The 21082-nt window shown below is 45.8% G+C and carries 12 protein-coding genes and 2 tRNA genes; 3 read left to right on the top strand and 11 right to left on the bottom strand.

The genetic code is table 11. From position 1 onward, the window contains the following. Positions 1-146: 146 nt before the first annotated feature. The 8 genes from yihA to ACR8BL_RS23010 all read right to left on the bottom strand — a co-directional run bounded on the left by yihA (position 147) and on the right by ACR8BL_RS23010 (position 11228). A complete protein-coding gene (yihA, locus tag ACR8BL_RS23045; protein WP_434749709.1) occupies positions 147-803 on the bottom strand; it encodes a ribosome biogenesis GTP-binding protein YihA/YsxC in 657 nt (218 codons plus the stop codon). A gap of 224 nt (positions 804-1027) precedes the next feature. Further along, entirely contained in the window at positions 1028-3367 is a 2340-nt protein-coding gene (gene lon, locus ACR8BL_RS23040; protein ID WP_434749708.1) for an endopeptidase La, read from the bottom strand. A gap of 86 nt (positions 3368-3453) precedes the next feature. Next, complete coding sequence (gene lonB / locus ACR8BL_RS23035; protein ID WP_434749707.1) at positions 3454-5211, bottom strand: ATP-dependent protease LonB; 1758 nt, start codon at positions 5209-5211, stop codon at positions 3454-3456. Between the two features lie 239 nt (positions 5212-5450). Then, complete coding sequence (gene ispG, locus ACR8BL_RS23030; protein ID WP_434749706.1) at positions 5451-6548, bottom strand: flavodoxin-dependent (E)-4-hydroxy-3-methylbut-2-enyl-diphosphate synthase; 1098 nt, start codon at positions 6546-6548, stop codon at positions 5451-5453. Positions 6549-6668: 120 nt separating this feature from the next. Continuing rightward, a complete protein-coding gene (gene clpX / locus ACR8BL_RS23025; RefSeq protein ID WP_434749705.1) occupies positions 6669-7922 on the bottom strand; it encodes an ATP-dependent protease ATP-binding subunit ClpX in 1254 nt (417 codons plus the stop codon). A 12-nt stretch (positions 7923-7934) separates the two neighbouring features. Continuing rightward, entirely contained in the window at positions 7935-8525 is a 591-nt protein-coding gene (gene clpP / locus ACR8BL_RS23020; RefSeq protein ID WP_090919143.1) for an ATP-dependent Clp endopeptidase proteolytic subunit ClpP, read from the bottom strand. A 383-nt stretch (positions 8526-8908) separates the two neighbouring features. Further along, entirely contained in the window at positions 8909-10249 is a 1341-nt protein-coding gene (gene tig, locus ACR8BL_RS23015) for a trigger factor (protein WP_434749704.1), read from the bottom strand. Between the two features lie 136 nt (positions 10250-10385). Then, positions 10386-11228, bottom strand: coding sequence for a hypothetical protein (locus ACR8BL_RS23010; protein WP_434753214.1), 843 nt, complete (start codon positions 11226-11228; stop codon positions 10386-10388). 324 nt (positions 11229-11552) lie between these two features. On the opposite strand from ACR8BL_RS23010, the gene ACR8BL_RS23005 reads away from it, so the two are divergent. After that, a tRNA-Arg gene (locus ACR8BL_RS23005) sits at positions 11553-11626 on the top strand. A gap of 1163 nt (positions 11627-12789) precedes the next feature. Further along, positions 12790-14025 carry a CynX/NimT family MFS transporter gene (locus ACR8BL_RS23000; RefSeq protein WP_434749703.1) on the top strand — a complete coding sequence of 412 codons (1236 nt, stop codon included), beginning with the start codon at positions 12790-12792 and terminating at the stop codon, positions 14023-14025. 191 nt (positions 14026-14216) lie between these two features. Here the strand turns inward: ACR8BL_RS23000 and ACR8BL_RS22995 are convergent, their stop codons facing one another. From ACR8BL_RS22995 to ACR8BL_RS22985, 3 genes are all read right to left on the bottom strand, one after another. Continuing rightward, positions 14217-18167: a S8 family serine peptidase gene (locus tag ACR8BL_RS22995; protein ID WP_434749702.1), complete on the bottom strand. Its 3951-nt coding sequence runs from the start codon at positions 18165-18167 to the stop codon at positions 14217-14219. Between the two features lie 437 nt (positions 18168-18604). Further along, positions 18605-19414 carry a class I SAM-dependent methyltransferase gene (locus tag ACR8BL_RS22990; protein ID WP_434749701.1) on the bottom strand — a complete coding sequence of 270 codons (810 nt, stop codon included), beginning with the start codon at positions 19412-19414 and terminating at the stop codon, positions 18605-18607. A gap of 764 nt (positions 19415-20178) precedes the next feature. After that, a tRNA-Arg gene (locus ACR8BL_RS22985) sits at positions 20179-20252 on the bottom strand. Between the two features lie 429 nt (positions 20253-20681). Between ACR8BL_RS22985 and ACR8BL_RS22980 the strand changes: the two genes are divergently transcribed. Further along, complete coding sequence (locus ACR8BL_RS22980; RefSeq protein ID WP_434749700.1) at positions 20682-20975, top strand: DUF4870 domain-containing protein; 294 nt, start codon at positions 20682-20684, stop codon at positions 20973-20975. Positions 20976-21082: the final 107 nt, after the last annotated feature.

Raw genomic sequence — 21082 nt, 5'->3', positions numbered from 1 at the left:
TTATGCGTTATATGAAACGAATGATGAATATTGAAGGAATTCAGGAAATTCGAAGGCGAATTCAAGACTGCTTACAACAAATAGTCATGGAATCATTCCATGACTATCTAGATGCGGGAAACATGATGTGTTTTCAAATGTTAATGTTAGAGTTTGTTGTCTTCAGCTGCATCTACAGCCTCGTTGTCGGCATCCTCTTCAACGGGTGCATACTTGTCTATGCGGGCGTGGCGGGTAATAATATCCCAAAGTTCTTCCTTGCCCAAACCTTCCTCGGATGAAAAAGGCACAAACAAGTCGCCTGAACGAAGACCCAGTCCTTCTTTGATCACTTTAATGTGTTTGGCTCTGCGTGTCTTAGGGATCTTATCCATCTTCGTAGCCACAACGACTAGTGGCAGACCATGATGGCGTAGCCATTCATTCATCATTTTGTCATCCTTGGATGGTTCATGTCTCATGTCTACCATCTGCATAACCAGCTTCAGTTCATCGCGTTGCAACAAGTACTTCTCCATCATTTTACCCCAGGCAAAACGTTGCTCTTTGGAAACCTTGGCGTAACCATAGCCCGGAAAATCGACGAAATACAGATCCTGATTGATCTTATAATAGTTCAGTTGCTGGGTTTTACCCGGAGTAGAACTTGTACGCGCCAGATTTTTGCGGCTGATCAAACGGTTGATCAACGATGACTTGCCCACGTTGGAGCGCCCCGCCAGAGCAATCTCCGGCAGACCGTCATCTGGATATTGTTCAGGCCGAACGGCACTAATAATAAACTCAGATTGATTGACTTTCAAATTGCATCTTTCCTCTCTTAAACACCTGGAGCACAACCATTACTACATTTCTGCTCGTATTATGCCATCATTCTTTCTATCATACCAAAAAAACGATCATTATACTCAAAAAAAACAACTATTATGCCCAAAAAACATCTAATCATAACAAAAGAACCGTTCCAGCGGACACCGAAGCCTCCGCAGAACGGTCTACTTTTAATACGATGCTTCAGATAAGTGGATTACTGCTGAATGCCTGTCTGTTCAACAAGAGCATGCTGCAACACCTGATCCATATGGGCTACCGGCACAAATTCCACATCTTCCTTGATGCTGTCCGGAATGTCACGCAGGTCCCGTTCGTTATCCTTGGGCAACAATATTTTTTTGTAACCCGCACGGTGGGCTGCCAGTGACTTTTCTTTCAAACCGCCAATCGGCAGCACCCGTCCGCGCAGTGTAATTTCGCCTGTCATGGCAATGTCCTTGGATACATGTTTGTTCGTCAGAGCCGAGATTAAGGCTGTCGCCATCGTAATACCGGCAGATGGGCCATCTTTGGGAATGGCACCTTCCGGTACGTGGATGTGAATGTCATTTTTCTCATGAAAATCCGAAGCGATGCCAAGCTGTGCAGCTTTCGAACGTGTATAACTGAAAGCCGCCTGAGCAGATTCTTTCATCACGTCTCCCAGCTTACCTGTAAGAGTCAGCTTGCCTGTTCCCGGCACCACGGTTACTTCGATCACAAGTGTGTCTCCGCCCACCTCAGTCCATGCAAGCCCTGTTACCGTACCAATCTGATCCTCCAGCTCAGCCATGCCATAACGGAATTTGCCCGGACCGAGATAGTCCTTAACATCATCCGGCAAGATCACAATCTGGCCCTCTGCACCGGATACGATATTTTTAGCCGCTTTCCGACAGAGTGATGCCATTTGCTGTTCCAAATTCCGCACTCCCGATTCACGCGTATACTCGCGAATGACTTTGAGCAGGCTATCCTGCGGAACTTCCAGTTGATCCTCTTCCAGACCGTGATCCTTCTTCTGTTTGGGCAGCAAATAGTTTTTGGATATTTGCAATTTCTCCAGTTCGGTGTAACCCGGAATATTCAGCATCTCCATCCGATCCAGGAGCGGACGCGGAATGTTGTGCACCGTGTTCGCTGTGGTTATAAACATAACATTGGATAAGTCAAAGGGCAGCTCCACAAAGTGATCACTGAACGTATTGTTCTGCTCTGGATCAAGTACCTCCAGCAATGCAGACGATGGATCTCCGCGGAAGTCGGAAGCCATCTTGTCGATCTCATCCAACAAAAATACAGGATTGAGTGATCCTGCTGTTTTCATCCCCTGGATAATGCGACCAGGCATCGCTCCTACATAGGTACGGCGGTGTCCACGAATCTCGGCTTCATCCCGTACGCCGCCGAGCGAGATACGCACAAACTCACGCCCCAGCGATCTTGCGATGGAACGGGCAAGAGAGGTTTTACCCACCCCTGGCGGACCAACCAGACAAAGAATCGGACCTTTAAGCTTTTTGACAAGCTTCTGTACGGCCAGATACTCCAGTACACGCTCTTTAGGTTTCTCCAGACCGTAATGATCTGCATTAAGCACATCTTCTGCCTTTTGAATATCCAGATCATCATCTGTCATTTGACTCCAAGGTAAAGCAAGCAGCCAATCCACATAGTTACGGATGACGCCGCCCTCCGCAGAGCTTGCCGGCATTTTCTCCAGTCGATCAATTTCCTTCTCGACCTTTTCTTTTACCTTGTCCGGCAGGCCAAGACTTTCCATCTGATCGCGAAGCTCTTCCACTTCGCCTGCACGGCCCTCTTTTTCACCGAGTTCCTTCTGGATCGCTTTCATCTGCTCACGCAAGTAGTATTCCTTCTGAGTCTTCTCCATCTGTTTTTTCACACGCTGGCTGATCTTGCGTTCAAGCTCCAGCACTTCACGCTCATTGTTCAGGATGTCCAGCAGTTTCTCCAGCCGTTCCCGCACGTCGATGGTCTCCAGAATTTCTTGTTTGTCCTTGATCTTCAAGGACAGATGGCTTGTAATCACATCCGCGAGACGCCCCGGTTCTTCAATGTCGGACACGGCCGCCAGTGTCTCGGGGGTTACTTTTTTGGACAGATTGATATAATTTTCGAATTGGTTCAGAACCGTGCGCATGAGGGCATCCGTCTCGGGATGGGTGTTATCTTCCTCAGGCAGCTCTTGTGCCAATACTTCATAATATTCCTCGTTGTCCGTATATTCAATAATTTCAGCCCGTTCCAAGCCTTCCACAAGTACTCGAATCGTTCCATTGGGTAGCTTCAACATCTGTCTCACCTTGGCTACGGTTCCAATTCGGAAAATATCCTCTCGTGTGGGTTCCTCAATATTTACCTCGGCTTGGGAACATAGGAGAATCAAATGTTCTTCTACCATCGCTTTTTCTAAAGCCTTGACCGATTTCTCCCGGCCCACATCGAGATGCAGCACCATACTCGGGTAGACGAGAAGTCCTCTTAAAGGCAGTAAAGGAAAACGACGACCTTTCGTTTTGCTCGGTCCCATCGCTTTCGCACCTCCAATGGCTCTCAGGTTGTAGTCATTCATTATTCTATCAAATGTTCACATAAAAAACCAATGAAGGGAAGCGCTTAGCAGCTTCCCGAATCTGTAACCCGTCCCGGACGAGGTGGCTCTGCCTGTAAATAGGATGCGGATGCCGGAGGGAAAATCTCCGGTTTCGGTGCTGCAGTCTCTTCTGCCGCCACCTCCTGTTCCACTTGCTGTGCTCCCGACTCCCAGCCAAATGCCTCGCGGAATACCTCCTGAACCGTATCTACAGGGATTACCCGTAAACCATCCAGATTGTCAAAGATAGACTGCCAGTTCTCCGCGGGAATAATAACCGTCTTCGCCCCAGCCTGGAAAGCCGCCTCCACCTTCGCCAGCACCCCACCAATCGGCTTCACGCGGCCATGGATACTAACCTCACCCGTCATCGCCAACTCATGGTCTACAGGGCGTCCTTGAATGGCTGAAGTGATCGCTGTCGCCATGGCAATCCCGGCTGATGGACCATCAATCGGCGTACCTCCCGGAAAATTCACATGTAAATCGTAATCACTCGTGCGGATGCCCATCGCTTTTAATACGGTTAACACATTTTCAACCGAGCCTTTAGCCATACTTTTCCGCCGGAGTGTTCGAGAACCGCCTCCAATCTCCTCCTCATCCACAACACCTGTGATGTTGATGCGACCTTGCTCTTTCGGAGCAGGAACGGCTGACACCTCAATCTCCAGAATCGTGCCCATGTTCGGTCCGTAGACAGCGAGCCCATTGACAAAACCGACCTGCGGCTTGGAAGGAACCTTACGATCCGGCCTTGGCTGAATCTGACTACTCCCCGCTACCCACTCGACATCGGAAGCCTGGAGTGTCTCTCGCTTTTCGGTGAGTGCAAGTCCAGCAGCAAGCTGAATAATGTTGACCGCTTCGCGTCCATTGGTCGCATATCGCTTGACTACCTCTACAGCATCCGGACAAGGACTGAACCCGATTTTCTGCACCGCATCTTCCGCAATTCTCCCAATCTCCTCAGGTAACAATGGACGGAAATAGACCTCCATACAACGGGAACGCAAGGCGGGTGGAAGTTCATGCGGAGAACGTGTCGTCGCTCCAACAAGGCGAAAATCCGCTGGCAGGCCATTCTGAAAAATATCATGGATATAAGCAGGAGTATGCGTGTCTTCCGAGTTATAGTACGCACTTTCCAAAAAGACCTTGCGATCCTCCAGCACTTTCAACAGCTTATTCATCTGTATCGAATGTAATTCTCCAATCTCATCAATAAAAAGCATACCGCCATGTGCTTTGGTCACCGCACCTGGCTTCGGTTGAGGGATGCCAGCTACGCCCATGGCTCCGGCCCCCTGATAGATGGGATCATGAACAGAACCAATCAGTGGATCGGCAATACCTCTCTCGTCAAAACGAGCAGTTGTCGCATCCAGCTCTGTAAATTTGGCATCGGGTTTGAACGGAGAGGTTGGGTTTTTCTTGGCCTCTTCCATCACTACCCTTGCAGCAGCTGTTTTCCCAACTCCCGGTGGGCCATATATAATGACATGTTGTGGGTTGGCACTACATAAAGCGGCCTTGAGCGCACGCAGTCCATCCTTTTGCCCGACAATATCGTTTATGGTGGCTGGGCGTGTCTTCTCCGCCAGCGGTTTGGTCAGCGAGATAGAACGCAGCTTGCGAAGCTTCTCCAATTCTTTCTTTGATTCACGCTCAACGGCAGTCCGGTTTGTTTTCTGGCCCCGAAGCAAATTCCAGAAGTATAACCCAATCACCACTCCAAAAAATAACTGTATCAACATGAATACCATGCCCAAGTCACCCATATTTCAACATCCTCCTGTTCTGTGCTTCATCTCATCTGTGATCATTCTAATACTTGGTAGTATAGCCTTTTCAACGAGACGTAAACGGAAGAAAGGGAATTTGTGCCGGAGAATTTGTTTGTGGGCATGCAAAAAGCCCGCCAAGTATGGCGGGCCCTCACATTTCAACTATTTAAAAGCATCACTATCGTCAGGATACGATCAGAACATTTTTTGGGGAACACTTGTACATAAAAAAATTAGTGCGAACGGCCAGGGATGACACCTGTTTCTTCATAGGCTTCGACTATTTTGTCGATTTCTTTTTTCAGTTCCTCTACCATGATCTCTTCCGGCACTTTACGGATCATTTTACCATGTCGGAATAGAAGGCCTTCTCCACGAGCACCAGCAATGCCAATATCCGCTTCTTTGGCTTCACCTGGACCATTCACCGCACAACCGAGTACTGATACTTTGATCGGCACCTTAAGTTTGGAGATATACTCTTCAACCTCGTTAGCGATGGAGAAGAGATCAATATCAAGACGTCCACATGTTGGACACGAGATCAGTGTAGCTGCATTGGAAATCAATCCAAAAGTTTTGAGCAAGTCACGCGCCACTTTAATCTCTTCTACCGGATCGGCACTAAGCGAGATACGCATCGTTGAACCAATGCCCATGGAGAGCAACGCTCCCATGCCCGCTGAACTTTTGATCGTTCCCGAGAATAGTGTTCCTGCCTCGGTAATTCCAAGGTGCAACGGATAAGGAATGATCTGCGCCGCCTTGGTATAAGCTTCAATGGCCATCGGCACATCTGATGCCTTCAGGGACACGATGATATCATGAAAATCAAGTTCTTCCAAAATACCAATGTGGAACAAAGCACTTTCGACCATAGCATCCGCAGTAGGATAGCCATACTTTTCAAGCAGATGGTTCTCAAGTGAACCCGCGTTTACCCCGATTCGAATCGGAATACCTTTATCTTTGCACGCTTTAACAACTTCTTCTACTTTGGCACGTTTACCGATGTTCCCCGGGTTAATCCGAACCTTATCAATGCCATTCTCAATGGCAAGCAAAGCCAGCTTGTAGTTGAAATGAATATCAGCCACCAGCGGGATGTGAATCTGCTTCTTGATTTCCTTAATCGCTGCCGCAGCTTCCTCATTATTCACCGTCACACGCACCACTTGGCATCCGGCTTCTTCCAGTCGCAAAATCTCGGCAACTGTCGCCTCCACGTCTGCCGTTTTAGTCGTACACATACTTTGAATAATGACCTCGTTACTGCCACCAATTGTCAAGTTCCCTACTTTTACGGGACGGGTGTCCTGTCTTAAATACATGAGTGATTTCTCTCCCCACAACGTCAAAGCTCCACTCTGACAAAAGACCATATATAAGCCTTCTGCCCAAGTGGAGAACTGACAAGTCTATATTTCAAAGCTCAGCTGAAGATGTGCTGATTAAGCACTCTCTTCCTGCTTATCATCCTTTGATTGGCCAAGTTCAGGCACAACTTTTTTCTCTACAACTTCTTCGGTAATGACACAGCTGGTTACGTCTTCACGTGAAGGCACTTCATACATGATTTCCAGCATGATTCCTTCAATGATTGCGCGCAAACCACGTGCACCTGTGTTTCGCTTGATCGCTTCTTTCGCAATCGCTAGCAATGCGCCCGGTTCGAACACCAGATTCACATTGTCCAGCTCAAGCAGTTTTTGATACTGCTTCGTCAGCGCGTTTTTCGGTTCGGACAGAATCCGTACCAACGTATCTTCATCCAGCGGCTCCAAAGTAGAGATAACTGGCAGACGTCCTACAAATTCTGGAATCAAACCGAATTTCAGTAAATCCTCTGGCAATACCATACCCAGATATTCACCTGGTTTCAGATCTTTTTGCTCCGTAGCGGCGTTAAAACCAATGACCTTTTTACCGATCCGGCGTTTGATCATCTGCTCGAGACCATCAAAGGCACCACCACAAATGAACAAAATGTTTGTTGTATCAATCTGAATGAACTCTTGATGTGGATGCTTGCGGCCACCTTGCGGTGGTACAGAAGCAACTGTACCTTCAAGGATCTTCAGCAAAGCTTGCTGAACCCCTTCACCAGATACATCACGAGTAATGGACGGGTTCTCCGATTTACGTGCCACTTTATCAATTTCATCAATATAGATAATGCCGCGTTCTGCTTTTTCTACATCATAGTCAGCTGCCTGGATCAGCTTGAGCAGAATGTTCTCTACATCCTCACCCACGTATCCTGCTTCTGTCAATGAAGTTGCATCCGCAATAGCAAAAGGAACGTTCAGGATTTTCGCCATCGTTTGTGCAAGCAACGTTTTACCCGAACCCGTAGGTCCTAACAGCAAAATGTTACTTTTGGACAGCTCAACATCCTCAATCTTGCTTTGTGTATTGATCCGTTTGTAGTGGTTGTACACTGCAACGGACAACGATTTTTTCGCTTGGTCCTGACCAATAACATATTGATCGAGGATATCACGGATTTCTTTTGGCTTTGGAATATCTTTCAGGTCCAACTCTTCATCATGACCGAGTTCTTCCTCTACGATTTCGGTGCAAAGTTCGATACATTCATCACAGATGTATACCCCTGGTCCAGCGACCAGCTTGCGAACCTGCTCCTGAGATTTACCGCAAAAAGAGCATTTCAGTTGCCCTTTCTCATCGTTAAATTTAAACATGAAACCACCCCTTTAGGAATTGATCGGTCTGCTGAGCACCTGGTCAATAATGCCGTACGTTTTCGCTTCTTCAGCACTCATGAAAAAGTCACGGTCTGTATCCCGCTCAATTTTATCAAGGGGCTGACCTGTACGATCAACATATATTTGATTTAGTTTTTGACGAGTTTTAATGATCCATTCTGCATGGATTTTGATATCCGCAGCCTGTCCTTGAACGCCGCCAAGCGGCTGGTGAATCATCACTTCACTGTTCGTAAGCGCATATCTTTTACCAGGAGCGCCTGCAGTCAGCAAAAGAGAGCCCATGCTCGCTGCCATTCCTACGCAAATGGTCGATACATCCGGCTTAATAAATTGCATCGTATCGTATATACCCATCCCTGCAGTAACAGAACCACCAGGTGAATTAATATACAAGCTGATATCCTTCTCAGGATCATCGGCTGCCAAAAACAAAAGCTGAGCTATGACAAGATTGGCTACATCGTCATCAATCGCACTGGTAAGAAAAATAATGCGATCCTTCAGCAAACGTGAATATATATCATAAGAACGCTCGCCTCGATTGGTTTGTTCTACAACCATTGGCACCAGACTCATGAGACCAACCTCTTTTCTACATGTAATTAGACATTGCTAATTGTAAAGCAAACCCAAAATCATTTTAACATGTTCCTGTGACATTGTCATTTTTCAAGAATCACGTCATCCTAGGGATGTTTACGATTTAGCCTGATCATATTTAACCATGTTTTCTATGTATGTGCAAATTACATCCATCCTATGCCGCCTTGACTTTTTTTATTTCCAACCAAGAACAAAGGTATGAAATTAACGAAAAACGGGCACCTTGCATTAAAATGATCCAACATCCATAATACCACTCATTTTTCTATAAAATGGATGTCATAATTTAAAAATAAGGCACGCAATAACTCACGTGCCTTATCGTTTATACAACTGTCGGAATCACACAGCTTGTCTTATTTTTCGTCAGCTTCTGCAGCAGCTTCTTCGGCTGGAGCTTCAACTGGCTCAACTACTTTGCTGTTCTCAATAAGAACATCGATAGTTTTGCGCAATTTCACTTCATCACGAAGGCTTTCCAGGGAGCCATTGCCTTCAAGAATGCCACGAATCTCTTCAGCAGGACGCTTGTAAGATTCAGCCATTTTCTCAAGCTCTTGGTTTACTTCTTCATCGGATACTTCGATGTTTTCCGCTTTGCCTACTGCTTCAAGCACCAGGTTGTTGCGTACACGTTTCGAAGCATCGTCTTGCATTTGTGATCTCAAATCAGCTTGAGTCTGGCCGGAGAAGCTCAGGAACATTTCAAGGTTCATACCTTGGTTGCGAAGACGGTTGTCGAAATCGCGCATCATGTTCTGTACTTCACTTTCAACCATTGCAGAAGGGATATCCACTTCAGCGTTCTCAGCTACTTTTTCTACAACTGCATTTTCCTGAGCAGCTTTGAACTCATCTGCTTTACGGGAATCCAGTTGTGTTTTGAGGTCAGCTTTGTACTCTTCCAGAGTATCAAATTCGCTAACATCTTTAGCAAACTCATCATCCAGTTCTGGAAGCTGTTTGCGTTTGATTTCATGAACTTTCACTTTGAATACCGCTTGTTTACCAGCAAGCTCAGTTGCATGGTAGCTCTCTGGGAAAGTTACTTCAACGTCTTTGAAGTCGCCAGTGGACATACCCAAAACTTGCTCTTCAAAGCCAGGAATGAACGTGTTGGAACCCAGTTCCAAAGAGTAACGTTCTGCTTGTCCACCTTCAAAAGGTACACCATCAACAGAACCATCGAAGTCAATTACAGCTACATCGCCGTTCGCTGCAGAACCTTCGTCAAGAACAACCAGTTCAGCATGACGCTGTTGCAGACGCTCCAGCTCTTCTGCCACTTCTGCATCAGTAACTTCAGTTTTAGCTACAGCAACTTCGATTCCTTTGTAGTCACCCAGGGTAACTTCCGGTTTCACTGTTACTTTCGCTTTAAATTTGAAGGATTGACCTTTGCCAAATTGCTCAATGTCCACATCAGGACGATCCACCGGGAAGATATCCGTTTGATCGATCGCTTCTGTGTAAGCTTCAGGAAGCAAAATGTCGATTGCTTCTTGATACAGGCTCTCTACTCCGAAACGAGCTTCGAAGATTGGACGTGGCACTTTACCTTTACGGAATCCAGGTACGTTTGCTTGTTTTACAACTTTATTAAAAGCTTTGTCCAGTGCTTCAGTTACACGCTCTGCACCGACTTCAACCTCAAGAACCCCAAGGTTCTTCTCTATCTTTTCCCAAGTTGCTTTCATTGTATACTTTCCCCTCCAAAATTCACATGTTCACGTAGGCAATCACGTACAAAATAACCATCTTAGTATAAACAAATTTACATTCTTTTTCAAGTAGATTCCCTTGATACGGTTTAAGGTAAACGTTTCCGCTCCCTTATTGGCCGTCCAAACCGGCCGAAACAAACTGTTTCATAGAGCGGTAAGCCTGCTCCAGTCGAAACCTCATCGCACCTGTCACAGCATACATTGAGCGTGTATTTTCTTCATCATGTGAGCCGCCCAGACTGTCAGCAACCGTCATATGCAGCGCAGCAGCCCAAATGTCTGTCATAGCATCATTTGGCTCCAGCATGGACTGATAATCCCGTGTTCCATAAACCGCCATGACATATTGTATCCACAGTTCCTGGGCAAAATAAAAGAGCGTAGGTTCATGAACCTCCGTCTGGTCTGCTACCCGTTCCAAAATTTGCACAATTTGAAGTGGAAATTCTTCCGGCTTAAGTGGAACGTCAGCGATCTCAATCTCCACATCTTCCTCACCTCTGGTGAATCGGACGATATCTTGCCCCCCTCGACGGCGCAGGGTTTGCAGTACTCTAAACTGCAGTAGCGGATGAAGTGTCTTCGTTTGCAACCACTGGATCAGTTCCTCATCTACTTTCGGAACGTCCAGAAATGCCAGTTGTTCCAGTGCCAGTGTCGTCTGTTCGGTTAGCGGCCCTTCCATAACGGTACGGAGCAGTTTGTCGGCATAACCATCGTCCTGTGCAAGCTTTAATTTGGCGTGTTGCCTTGCCATCATTTCCTCGCTGACGTCTTCTTCCTCTTCTTCACGGATGACCGGCATTTCCATTTCTTCATATTGAGGAAATGCTGCTTGCAGCCATTCAAGCAATGCCCTCCACTCATCGTAGTGACGTTCATCCTGTCCCTGGCATTGCATCAAAAAGCGAAGCAAGTCCATTGCTTCACCGTAACGTTCATTTTCAAGCATAACCGTCAGCTGTATTTGGTAGTAGTCCAGCGTTTTTGGAAACAGCACAACGTTGTTGTTTTGCGCGGCTTCCGGGGTCGTGGATTCCTTGATAGGAGCACCTCCTCTGTTCCTGAATCTCCAGCCGGAATCGACTATGAATAGATATATATCAACGAAATATGGATCTATTTTCTGAGTTCTTCTGATATTCTAACATAACCTTAATTAGAAAGAAAAAAACGTCGCAGCCGCCAAATATCATATACGAAAATGAGCATGAAATAAAACATTTGATATTATTTTTTATATATGATAAAATCATTTTTGCTTGAAAAATTTCATGTCTCAGTAGCTCAGCAGGATAGAGCAACGGCCTTCTAAGCCGTCGGTCGGGGGTTCGAATCCCTCCTGGGACGTCATTAAAGAAGCTTCCTTCGGGAAGCTTTTTTTACGTTCCGGGGATGAGAAGCCCAATGGTTCGCGGAGCATCCGCTTCGAGAGCATAAGCATCGCAGTCTCGACTGTAAGGAGAGTATCCCTCCTGGGACGTCATTTAAAGAAGCTTCCTTCGGGAAGCTTTTTTTGCGTTCTGGGGATGAGAAGCCCAGAGGTTCGTCGGAGCTTAGAATTCGATCGTGCTTTTTTTCGTCAGTAATGACCTCGTGCGCTTTCGCCTACAAGGAGAAAGCCGTTTCTGAGAGCTGGCAAGCCATTTCACAGTGGAATTGGCACCTCACCATTGCGCAAAAAAAATCTAACGATCACCAGAGACGCTATTTGCCCCATTTTCGCTGATTTAATTTTCTAACGATCACCAGCGATCTTATTGCCTCAATTTCGTGCTTATTTTGTGCTTTTTCGAGCTTCATTGGCTAAATAGCGTTCCTGAGGATCGTTAGAATTGGTAAAGACTCTTTTTCCCCCATATAGGGTTTCTCGTGATCGTTAGAATTAAGCACATCGATTGAACCATCGGAACCTTCCGGTGATGCATCGACCGATAGACTGATAGACCGTTATCCCCTTGTAATACCTTTCCTTAATATATCACCATCCGAAAGTTATACTATCCTGTAATTCTCCATTCTCCATTCTCGTAATCCTACATTCTTGCAATCCTACAATGATACATCTCGCATTTCTACATTCACGAATCTCTATATAGTATTCCTCTAATTCTGCTCTATACATAAAAACTCGGTAAGTGAGAAGGTAACCTCAGCCAAATAATAAAATCTAACCAACAGCCATGTAAAAAATGGGGATCATTCGAACTTGACGCGGAGCAATAAGTCATGTGTCACCGGTTTAACCTTACACAATGACATTAATATAGCTTGCTCGAAGACGGTGGCGGGCTTCTGTTATGTTTTGCATTTCATTGCTCCATATTGACACACAATGTTATGCTTGCTTAATGGATATTGTACCAATTCATACATATCCGCTTTTTCTTGAGGTTATACTTAGTGACTGCTAATGACTTCGTCATCACTTCTTGGTAACTTGTTTTTCACTCGTCATTTACTCGCTATGCGACCTAGCTTCATTCCAACCTACCAGAAACAGGAGACTAATCATGTCATCACCTACACAACAACCGCATTCCATCCATTCTGAGGGAGAACAATCGTCACAACACACTTCTCAAAAATTCGGGATGTTACTCGCTGGAATCATCGTTATTGCCGCTACTATGCGATCACCTATCACAGCTACCGGCCCTGTCATTGAGTTAATTCGATCTGACACCGGCATTGGTCATACGATGGCAGGGCTTCTGACCTCTCTGCCTTTGATTGCTTTTGCAGCCGTTTCACCTTTTGCTCCGCGTCTTGCCAAACGTTTTGGATTGGAGACCGCCCTTCTGCTTGCTGTAATCATTGTTACTGGCGGAATCACCTTGCGCCTCCTCCCCTCCGTTCTGACTTTATATGCAGGAACGGCGATTTTGGGATGTGGCATCGCGCTCAGCAATGTACTACTCCCAAGTTTGATCAAACGCGATTTCCCGTTACGTGTTGGTATCGTCACCGGACTCTACTCGGTATCAATGAACTTGTTCGCTTCGATCTCTTCAGGTATTAGTGTGCCTGTGGCAGCAGCCTCCTCGCTTGGCTGGCGGGCTTCTTTAGGTATGTGGGTTATTCTGTCTGTACTGGCTGTCCTTTTGTGGCTGCCACGAGCCAGGAATGGGCGCAAACAGATGTTATATGTAACCTCACAAAACGAAAATGCACCTACACGTTTACGAACGTCTTCCCTGGCTTGGTTCGTGACATTGTTTATGGGTATACAATCGTTAATTTTTTATACAACGATAACTTGGCTTCCCGAAATTCTCGCGGACCAGGGATTCAGCGCGGCCTCGGCTGGCTGGATGTTGTCTCTGATGCAAATGGTTAGTGTACCCGCCACCTTTATCGTTCCGATTCTGGCTGGAAAAACGCGTGACCAACGGCTGCTGACCACCATAACTTGTCTGTGTCTCATTATCGGATATGCGTTGTTATTCAATCATGCGGTTGTGCTCGTCACACTCGGGGTTGCTTTGGCCGGGATTGGCGCCGGGGCCTCATTTGGTTTGGTCACAATGTTTTTTGTTCTTCGCACGACTCATGCGCGAGAGGCTGCAAGCCTCTCCGGAATGGCTCAATCATTTGGTTATATGCTTGCGGCAGGAGGCCCTTTGCTGTTTGGTTTACTGCACGACTGGACAAGTGGCTGGACACTCCCGCTGCTCATCCAGGTTCTTTTAGCGGTAGGGCTACTCATGACAGGTATTCAGGCAAGTAAAAACCGAACGGTCTCTTAATTTTCAAAAAAAACACCCAGGGGCGGACATTTCTCCTTTCTGTAAGTACAACAAGAAACGGCCCCCTCCTGTACATATAACAGGAAGGGGCCGTTTCTCATATCCACCTTACGTCCCTCACCGACTTCACGTCGGATAGGGGACGAAGCACTACTTTTCCCAAACAATTTTAGTTTAGATGAGTACTGCTCTTACTTCACCTTCACCGTGATGGTATTGCTGTTTGTCACTCCCGCAGCGTTAACCAACTCGGCTCGGTACGTATACGTACCAGAGGATTTACCTTTTACTGCTGTCACAGCAAATTGCGGTAGTGGTGTTGTCGCTTTGAGTGACTGCGTATCAATCAATTCATCATTTTCATAAAGACGATACTCGGTTGCATTCGTTCCCCACCACAAGTTCATCATCACCTTGTAGTTGCCGTCCACATCCCAATTATCATGGGAGAGCACTGCTTTGCCAGGCAAGGCATCGGTTACCCGTACAGTCAATGTCTGACTGCGCGTTACACCCTTATCATTGGCAAGTTCAGCAACATAAGTATAGGTGCCATTGGTTTTGCCTGTAATTTTCGTTTGAGCGAACTGGGCCCATGGCGCGTTATACGTCAATTTTTGTGAATCAACCAACACACCATCCTCATACAACTTGTAGCTCGTCGCATTTTCGCCCCACCACATGCTCATGGACACGGTATAATCGCCCCCTAACAGACCGTTAACAAAGCCATTATTATGGGACAACGCAGGTGTTCCAGGTGCTTTGGTTGCCGGTGATTCAGGTTCAGCAGCCTCTACCGTAATCGCTGTGCTGGTCGTACCTGCAAGACCTTGCTCGTCTTTTACCGTCGTTTCTACAGTATACGTACCACCTTCGACACCCTCCAATGCATATTGGAAGCTGCCATCTGCCTGAACATTAAACGTGCCTTCTTTCAACGTGGAGCCATTATCCTTTTTCACGACGTAGGATGCTTTCAACACTGTCGTCGGGTCAAGCTGGATACTCCAGCCTTTCGCCAGTGCAGGAGCAGCACGGAAATACAGATCATCCACCTTACCGTTAATTACAACCGCATCCTCCGCTTTGAACTCCAGTGTTTGTGGAGCAGTCACCGCAGGAGCTGTCTTTTTAACCAAAAATGGAGACGTATCTTCTTTGTAAGTCTTGCCATCTGCACCGATGGTTGTAATATCTACGGTATACAAGCCATCCGCAAGTTCAGTGACTTCTTCCGTAGTGTAATCCGAATACTGACCATCCCAAGCCAGCGTATATCTTGCATTTGCATTAAAATTATAATAATTGCCAAAAATTGAGCCAATGTAGCCATCTTGATAATGACCACCTTCAGGATCAAGGCCGTTATAGATTTCGATCAGTGCAAACGTCATCGGATTATGAAACTCCATCGCAACGTTCAACGTGTCCAGTGACCCATCCGCCTTCAATGGATAGTAGAACGGGTTCTTCGTAGTTCCTTTTACCGTTTCAATGTATTTCACACCGCTTGAAGTCACATTAAAGTGAGCTACATATGGTACTGTAAACGTGTTGGTTCCATTTGTAATTTCAATGTAGCCTTGCGCCTCAGTTAGTGTAGTGACCCCACGAGGAACCGTAACCGTTACAGCGAGCTCTTCTTCTCCATTCAAAGTGAATGAAGTTTTATCAACGGCAACAGATACCCCAGGCACAGTACGAGTCGGATTCACATTTACCGTGTACTCGCCGCCGCTTCCGTTCAAGGCCTGAACCTTGATCGTTTTGGTTACGGTTTTCTCATCGGTACTCATGAAATTGCCGTAGTTAATGCTTCCTGTAATGTTTTCTTTCTCCACAACCGAGCCACTCTCGGTATACTGGGTCACATCCATGACTTTGACAAAAGCGGCTGGATCAATGGATTTCACCGCTTGAATACGACCTGCACCTTGATCAAACACGTCGTATTTGGCTGTGTCCATGATTTTGGCATTATTCATCAAAGCAACTTTGACATCAAAAGGTGTCCAATCCGGGTGCTTTTCAAGCAACAATGCAGTGAGACCCGCTACATGCGGTGCAGCCATACTTGTTCCACTTTTGCGATCATACGCTTGCGCATAATCTGCCCCTGGCTCATCTTTACCATAAGCAGGAATGGTAGACAAAATGTTGGAACCCGGTGCAACGACATCCGGTTTAATATCCAACGTTACCTTGGCAGGCCCTCGGGAACTGGAAGAACTCATCTCATCCCCAGGTGTCTGACTGCGCTCAAAATCACTGAAACTTACCTTAACTGGCTGGCTCGCATCCAGTACAGCCTTAATGACTTCGCCATCCTCCTTCGACATGCTGAGTGTCGGAATCAGATCAAAGTTATCTCCAAGGCTTACCCCGATCGGACCCGGGATATTGTTATACACAATTACTGCCACAGCTCCAGCTGCTTTGGCATTGGCAACTTTCTCAACAAATGCAAGTTCACCGCGCTGGATCAAAGCGATTTTACCCGTTAAATCCTTACCCTCGAAGTCAGCAGGTTTACCCAAAGCTGCAAATTCTACATTATATCGATCTGTCAAAACCGCTTCAGGATCAGCCGCAAGACTCCAACCCATCACATCCAAACGGTACACAGATTCAGCCACAGACAGAGGTTTTTGTTCTACATTCGCTGCTGGTGCAGTTGCCTCTGTTGTTTCTGACGTTGGGGCAGTAACTTCATCGACTGTCTCTTTGCCAGCATTTACTTCTGGGGCTACAGCCTGACCAGATTCAGTTTGTACAGGTGCAGCCTCTCCTGTTTCGCCTTCTGGTGTAGTCGCTTCAGCCCCAGCTTCAGGTGCAGTAACCGGTGTAACGGCAGGTTCCTGCGTTTCAGGGGCATTCCCCAATTCAGGGGTTTGCTCATTTTCTGGAGCTGGCTGTTGCTCAGGCGCTGTTTCCTCTCCTTCTTCACCAATCCAGAAATGGGTGTTCGCCGTAATCACCTGGCTAGGGCCTGTAGAGTTACCTACAGTAATCGCCATAGCAGATGCACCCGGCGAACCAAGAGTATAACGGTTAGGCCCACTGTTACCACTGGATACGACCGCAGTTACTCCAGACAGCATTGCATTATTCAACGCAACCGAAGTGACATAGCTTGGATCATTATTTTCGGCACCAAGTGACAGGTTGATGACATCCATTCCGTCCGCTACTGAGCGGTCAATTCCGCCGAGTACCCAAGACGTCTGTCCACTGCCATAAGGCCCTAAAACACGGTAAGCATAAATATCCGCTTCAGGAGCAATCCCGACAACCCCATAGTCTCCCGCTTCACGAGCAGCGACCGTACCTGAAACGTGTGTGCCATGAGAAGTATAATAAGAGCTTCCTCTTTCATTAAGCTCAGGCTGACCTGATGCTTTCCATTCCTGGTAGGTCGCTTCATATGGATCATCATCGTTATCTACAAAATCCCATCCGCCTTTATAAGCATCGCGCAGATTCGGGTGATTGTAGTCAATACCGGTATCAATAACGCCAACTTTCACACCTTTTCCTTTATATCCTAAATCCCATACTTCAGGAGCTCCAATAAAGGGGGCTGTATCTTTCATGTGCGGATTAACTTCGCCTTTATCTGGCGCCAGCTTCACTTCATAGTCAGGATATACACTGACTACACCTGGTATTTGAAGCAATTGTCCCAATTGATTGCCCTTTACTTCAAGGGATACACCATTAAGGGCGTATGCATATTTGTCCAGCACTTCGTGTTTGATTTTTTTCTGAGTGAGGCTATGTACAAATGACTGTTGTTGGTCTTCAACTTGAGTCACAGCCTTTGTTTCCATAGAGGAGGTGAATGATCTTCCAGAGAGGGTTGATTCGCCTTGAGCTACAGCAACAGGTTTGTTAGAAAGCTCAACAATGACTCGTGTGTTCTCTCCGCCAAGACCATTCAGGCTTTTATCCAAAACTGGATCGGCAGCAATTCGAGCTTCCCTATTGGCAAGCACTTCTCTCATTTGTTTTGCTTGGGTGCTGTTTAATGTGTTATCCAGTTGAATTGCGGAATCCGCAGAAGCGGCTCCAGCTGCAGGCAGGATAAGGGAAAAAACCATAAGGACACTCATTAACATAGATATCAATCGTTTATTCAAGGCTATGCCCTCCTTCTTCGTGTAGTTGCCTCACCAATGGGATCTTGCTGCCAGAAGCACTGCAATACTTTCGACTCAAGTTCACCGCCAATCTGCAAGATGTTTGACCCCTGGTAAATTATTCTACCAAAATATCGCAAATTCCTTCTAAATACTTACATTTTGATATAGAAATTACTTATATGGGTCTTAAGAACGATAAACATTCGCATTTGTATATTTTTGTCGTTTGAATATTTAAATTCAAAATATTCCAAGTTAAAACAAGGAAAAAACCATGCTTCTCTGAACTGAAGAAAGGCATGGTTTCAATGATTTTATCGGAAGTTTTCAGTATTCATCGGGTTCAAATGATTCTTACAGATATGGAAACAGCCTAGAAATCTTACCTTTTAAGATGATAAAATTCGCGTAACAATAATTTTGGTTATATCTAATTACATTTCGGGTTTGAACGCTTCAATACGCAAACGCTTGTAATCCGCATAGATCGCGTCATTTCTCCACAATTTTGGAATCACGATCTGGCTGATCTCCTGACACCATTCCTTTACCTGCTCAGAACTGAATCCCTCGAAATAGTCATCACCAAAATGAGCCAACCAGCCTATGATTCCATCTTCCCCATCTGCCAGTTTGGTAGGGCGGTCATAGTGATAGGCCTGTCGAACCACAAAGCCTCTGTCTTCCAAAAGAGTACTGTATTGTGCAATCGTCGGAAAATACCATGGATTACGTTCCGAAGCCTTGATCCCTGTATGCCGTTCCATCACTTCTTCCACCGCATTGACAATGATCTGCACATTCCCTTTACCACCAAATTCGGCCACAAATCGCCCTCCAGGCTTCAGGGCACGCCACACACAGTCTACAACATTTTGTGGATTGCGCATCCAGTGCAACGCCGCGTTGGAAAAAACAGCATCAAACTGGCGCTCAGTATTAAATTGCTGGCCATCCGCCTCCCAAAACTCCAATTCAGGAAACTTCTTCTTTGCTTGATTGATCATATCCGGGGAGGCATCTATGCCTGATACTTCTGTCCCATATAGGGAAATTTCATGTGTTAAATCGCCGGTTCCACACCCAAGGTCAAGGATGGACTCTCCTTCTATCGGATGAAGCCAGGAGATGAGATTTTTGCCATACTCTGATACAAAAGCTAGTTGATTGTCGTACTCTTCGGCCTGCCACTGATTAATCGATTTCATCTGTTCCACCGTCACTTCCACTGTTGATGTATTCATTGTGACACAATTTTTCTTATCGATAAAATATATATAATCTATTTGACTTATAGGAAAAACCAATTAGATGGTACTGCTGTCAACAGACCCGGAAGTCCGCTTGATGAAGGAGCACCTTTATCACCTCATGATTCGTACCGGTCAGGCGGCTAACACAGAGATGATCTGTAAAGCAAGTATTTAGGCCGAGAGTATAAAAGGAAGAAGGAGACTGTAATGTATAGTGAACGTAGCATTAGAAGCAAGTGTAACAAGACATGCTGCATGATGGCGGTCAACGCTCAAATACCAGCTATCCCCCCTGTATGTTCTCTGTGCCTTCCTCCTTTTGTTGAGCTAAATTTCTAACGATCATCAGAAGCCTTATTCGGAGGAGAAAGCTTCATTCTCAATTCTAACGATCCTCAGAAACGCTATTTAGTTAACTCAGCACGAAGAAGTACAAAAGAAGCCTGAAATTAAAATAATAAGCTCGCTGGTGATCGTTAAAATTCTAAAACGCCGAAAATGGGGCAAATAGCGTCTCTGGTGATCGTTAGAGTTTTATGGCACGATGGAGAGGAGCTATTACAGGGTTGAGAGGGGCCATTTCATTGTGAAATGCCTTATTAACTCTCAGGTACGGCATTCTGCCTGTAGTCGAAAACGCGAAGTCAGTGTTGAGAATAAAGCAAGTAGGATCGAAGCTGATGCTCCGACGAACCTCTGGACTTCTCATCCCCAGAACGTAAAAAAAAGCTTCCCGAAGGAAGCTTTTTTAATGACGTCCCAGGAGGGATTCGAACCCCCGACCGACGGCTTAGAAGGCCGTTGCTCTATCCTGCTGAGCTACTGAGACAAATATGTATAATAAAATTCGGCACGATCTCTATTATACTCTGATTTCTATTTTTAGCAATACTTTTATTATAAATTAATAATGTATCCAGTAATCCACCACCCTTGTAGGATATGTATACTGAAACAAATAACCGAATAGGGTATGTGTATTAAGGTAATATTGAGCAATATAGATAGTACATGCAGTATTCTGATGGAGTAGAAAAAACACAACAAGCAACAACACCTTGTTAACGCCGTGCCTGTATGTATTTATAACGAAGTGTCTGTAATGTGTCTCTGTAACGAAGTTTATGTATTTCCCTACTCCCGCCACCTGCCCTGTACCTAAACCTGTAACCAAGTGTATACTTATTCAGCAACCTTCCATTCGGGTAAATGGTTTGCACACATACCTTAAGAAATACTATTGAAGGAGACCATGCTTATGAGACAACTTTTATCATCCCTATCCTATTTCAGCATTTTCTTTGCCCCGTTTCTGTTCCCCATTATTGTATGGATTGTGGCGAGGGATGAATACATCGCCGGGCACGCGAAGCGCGCTCTTTTCTCCCATGTGTTCCCGTTTCTTGCAGCCATTCCACTGCTGTATTTCTTTGTGACAGCTCACAGTTTGGGATCAGCGATCGGGTTTGTGATTCTGTTCTTTATTATTTACGGCTTAAGCTTTGTATACAATGTGGTAAAAGGAATTCAGGTCTTGCGTGAATATTACTGAATAACTGAATAATTCCAATCCACAGCAAACAAAAAAATGTTCCAAATCACCAAAAAAAACACCGTGATGTGAACTGCACCCCAATTGTTAGACACAACTACCAATTG

The organism is Paenibacillus amylolyticus (genome assembly GCF_051136285.1).
GTDB classification, from domain to species: Bacteria; Bacillota; Bacilli; order Paenibacillales; family Paenibacillaceae; genus Paenibacillus; species Paenibacillus amylolyticus_F.
This window is presented reverse-complemented; position numbering and strand designations above follow the sequence as displayed.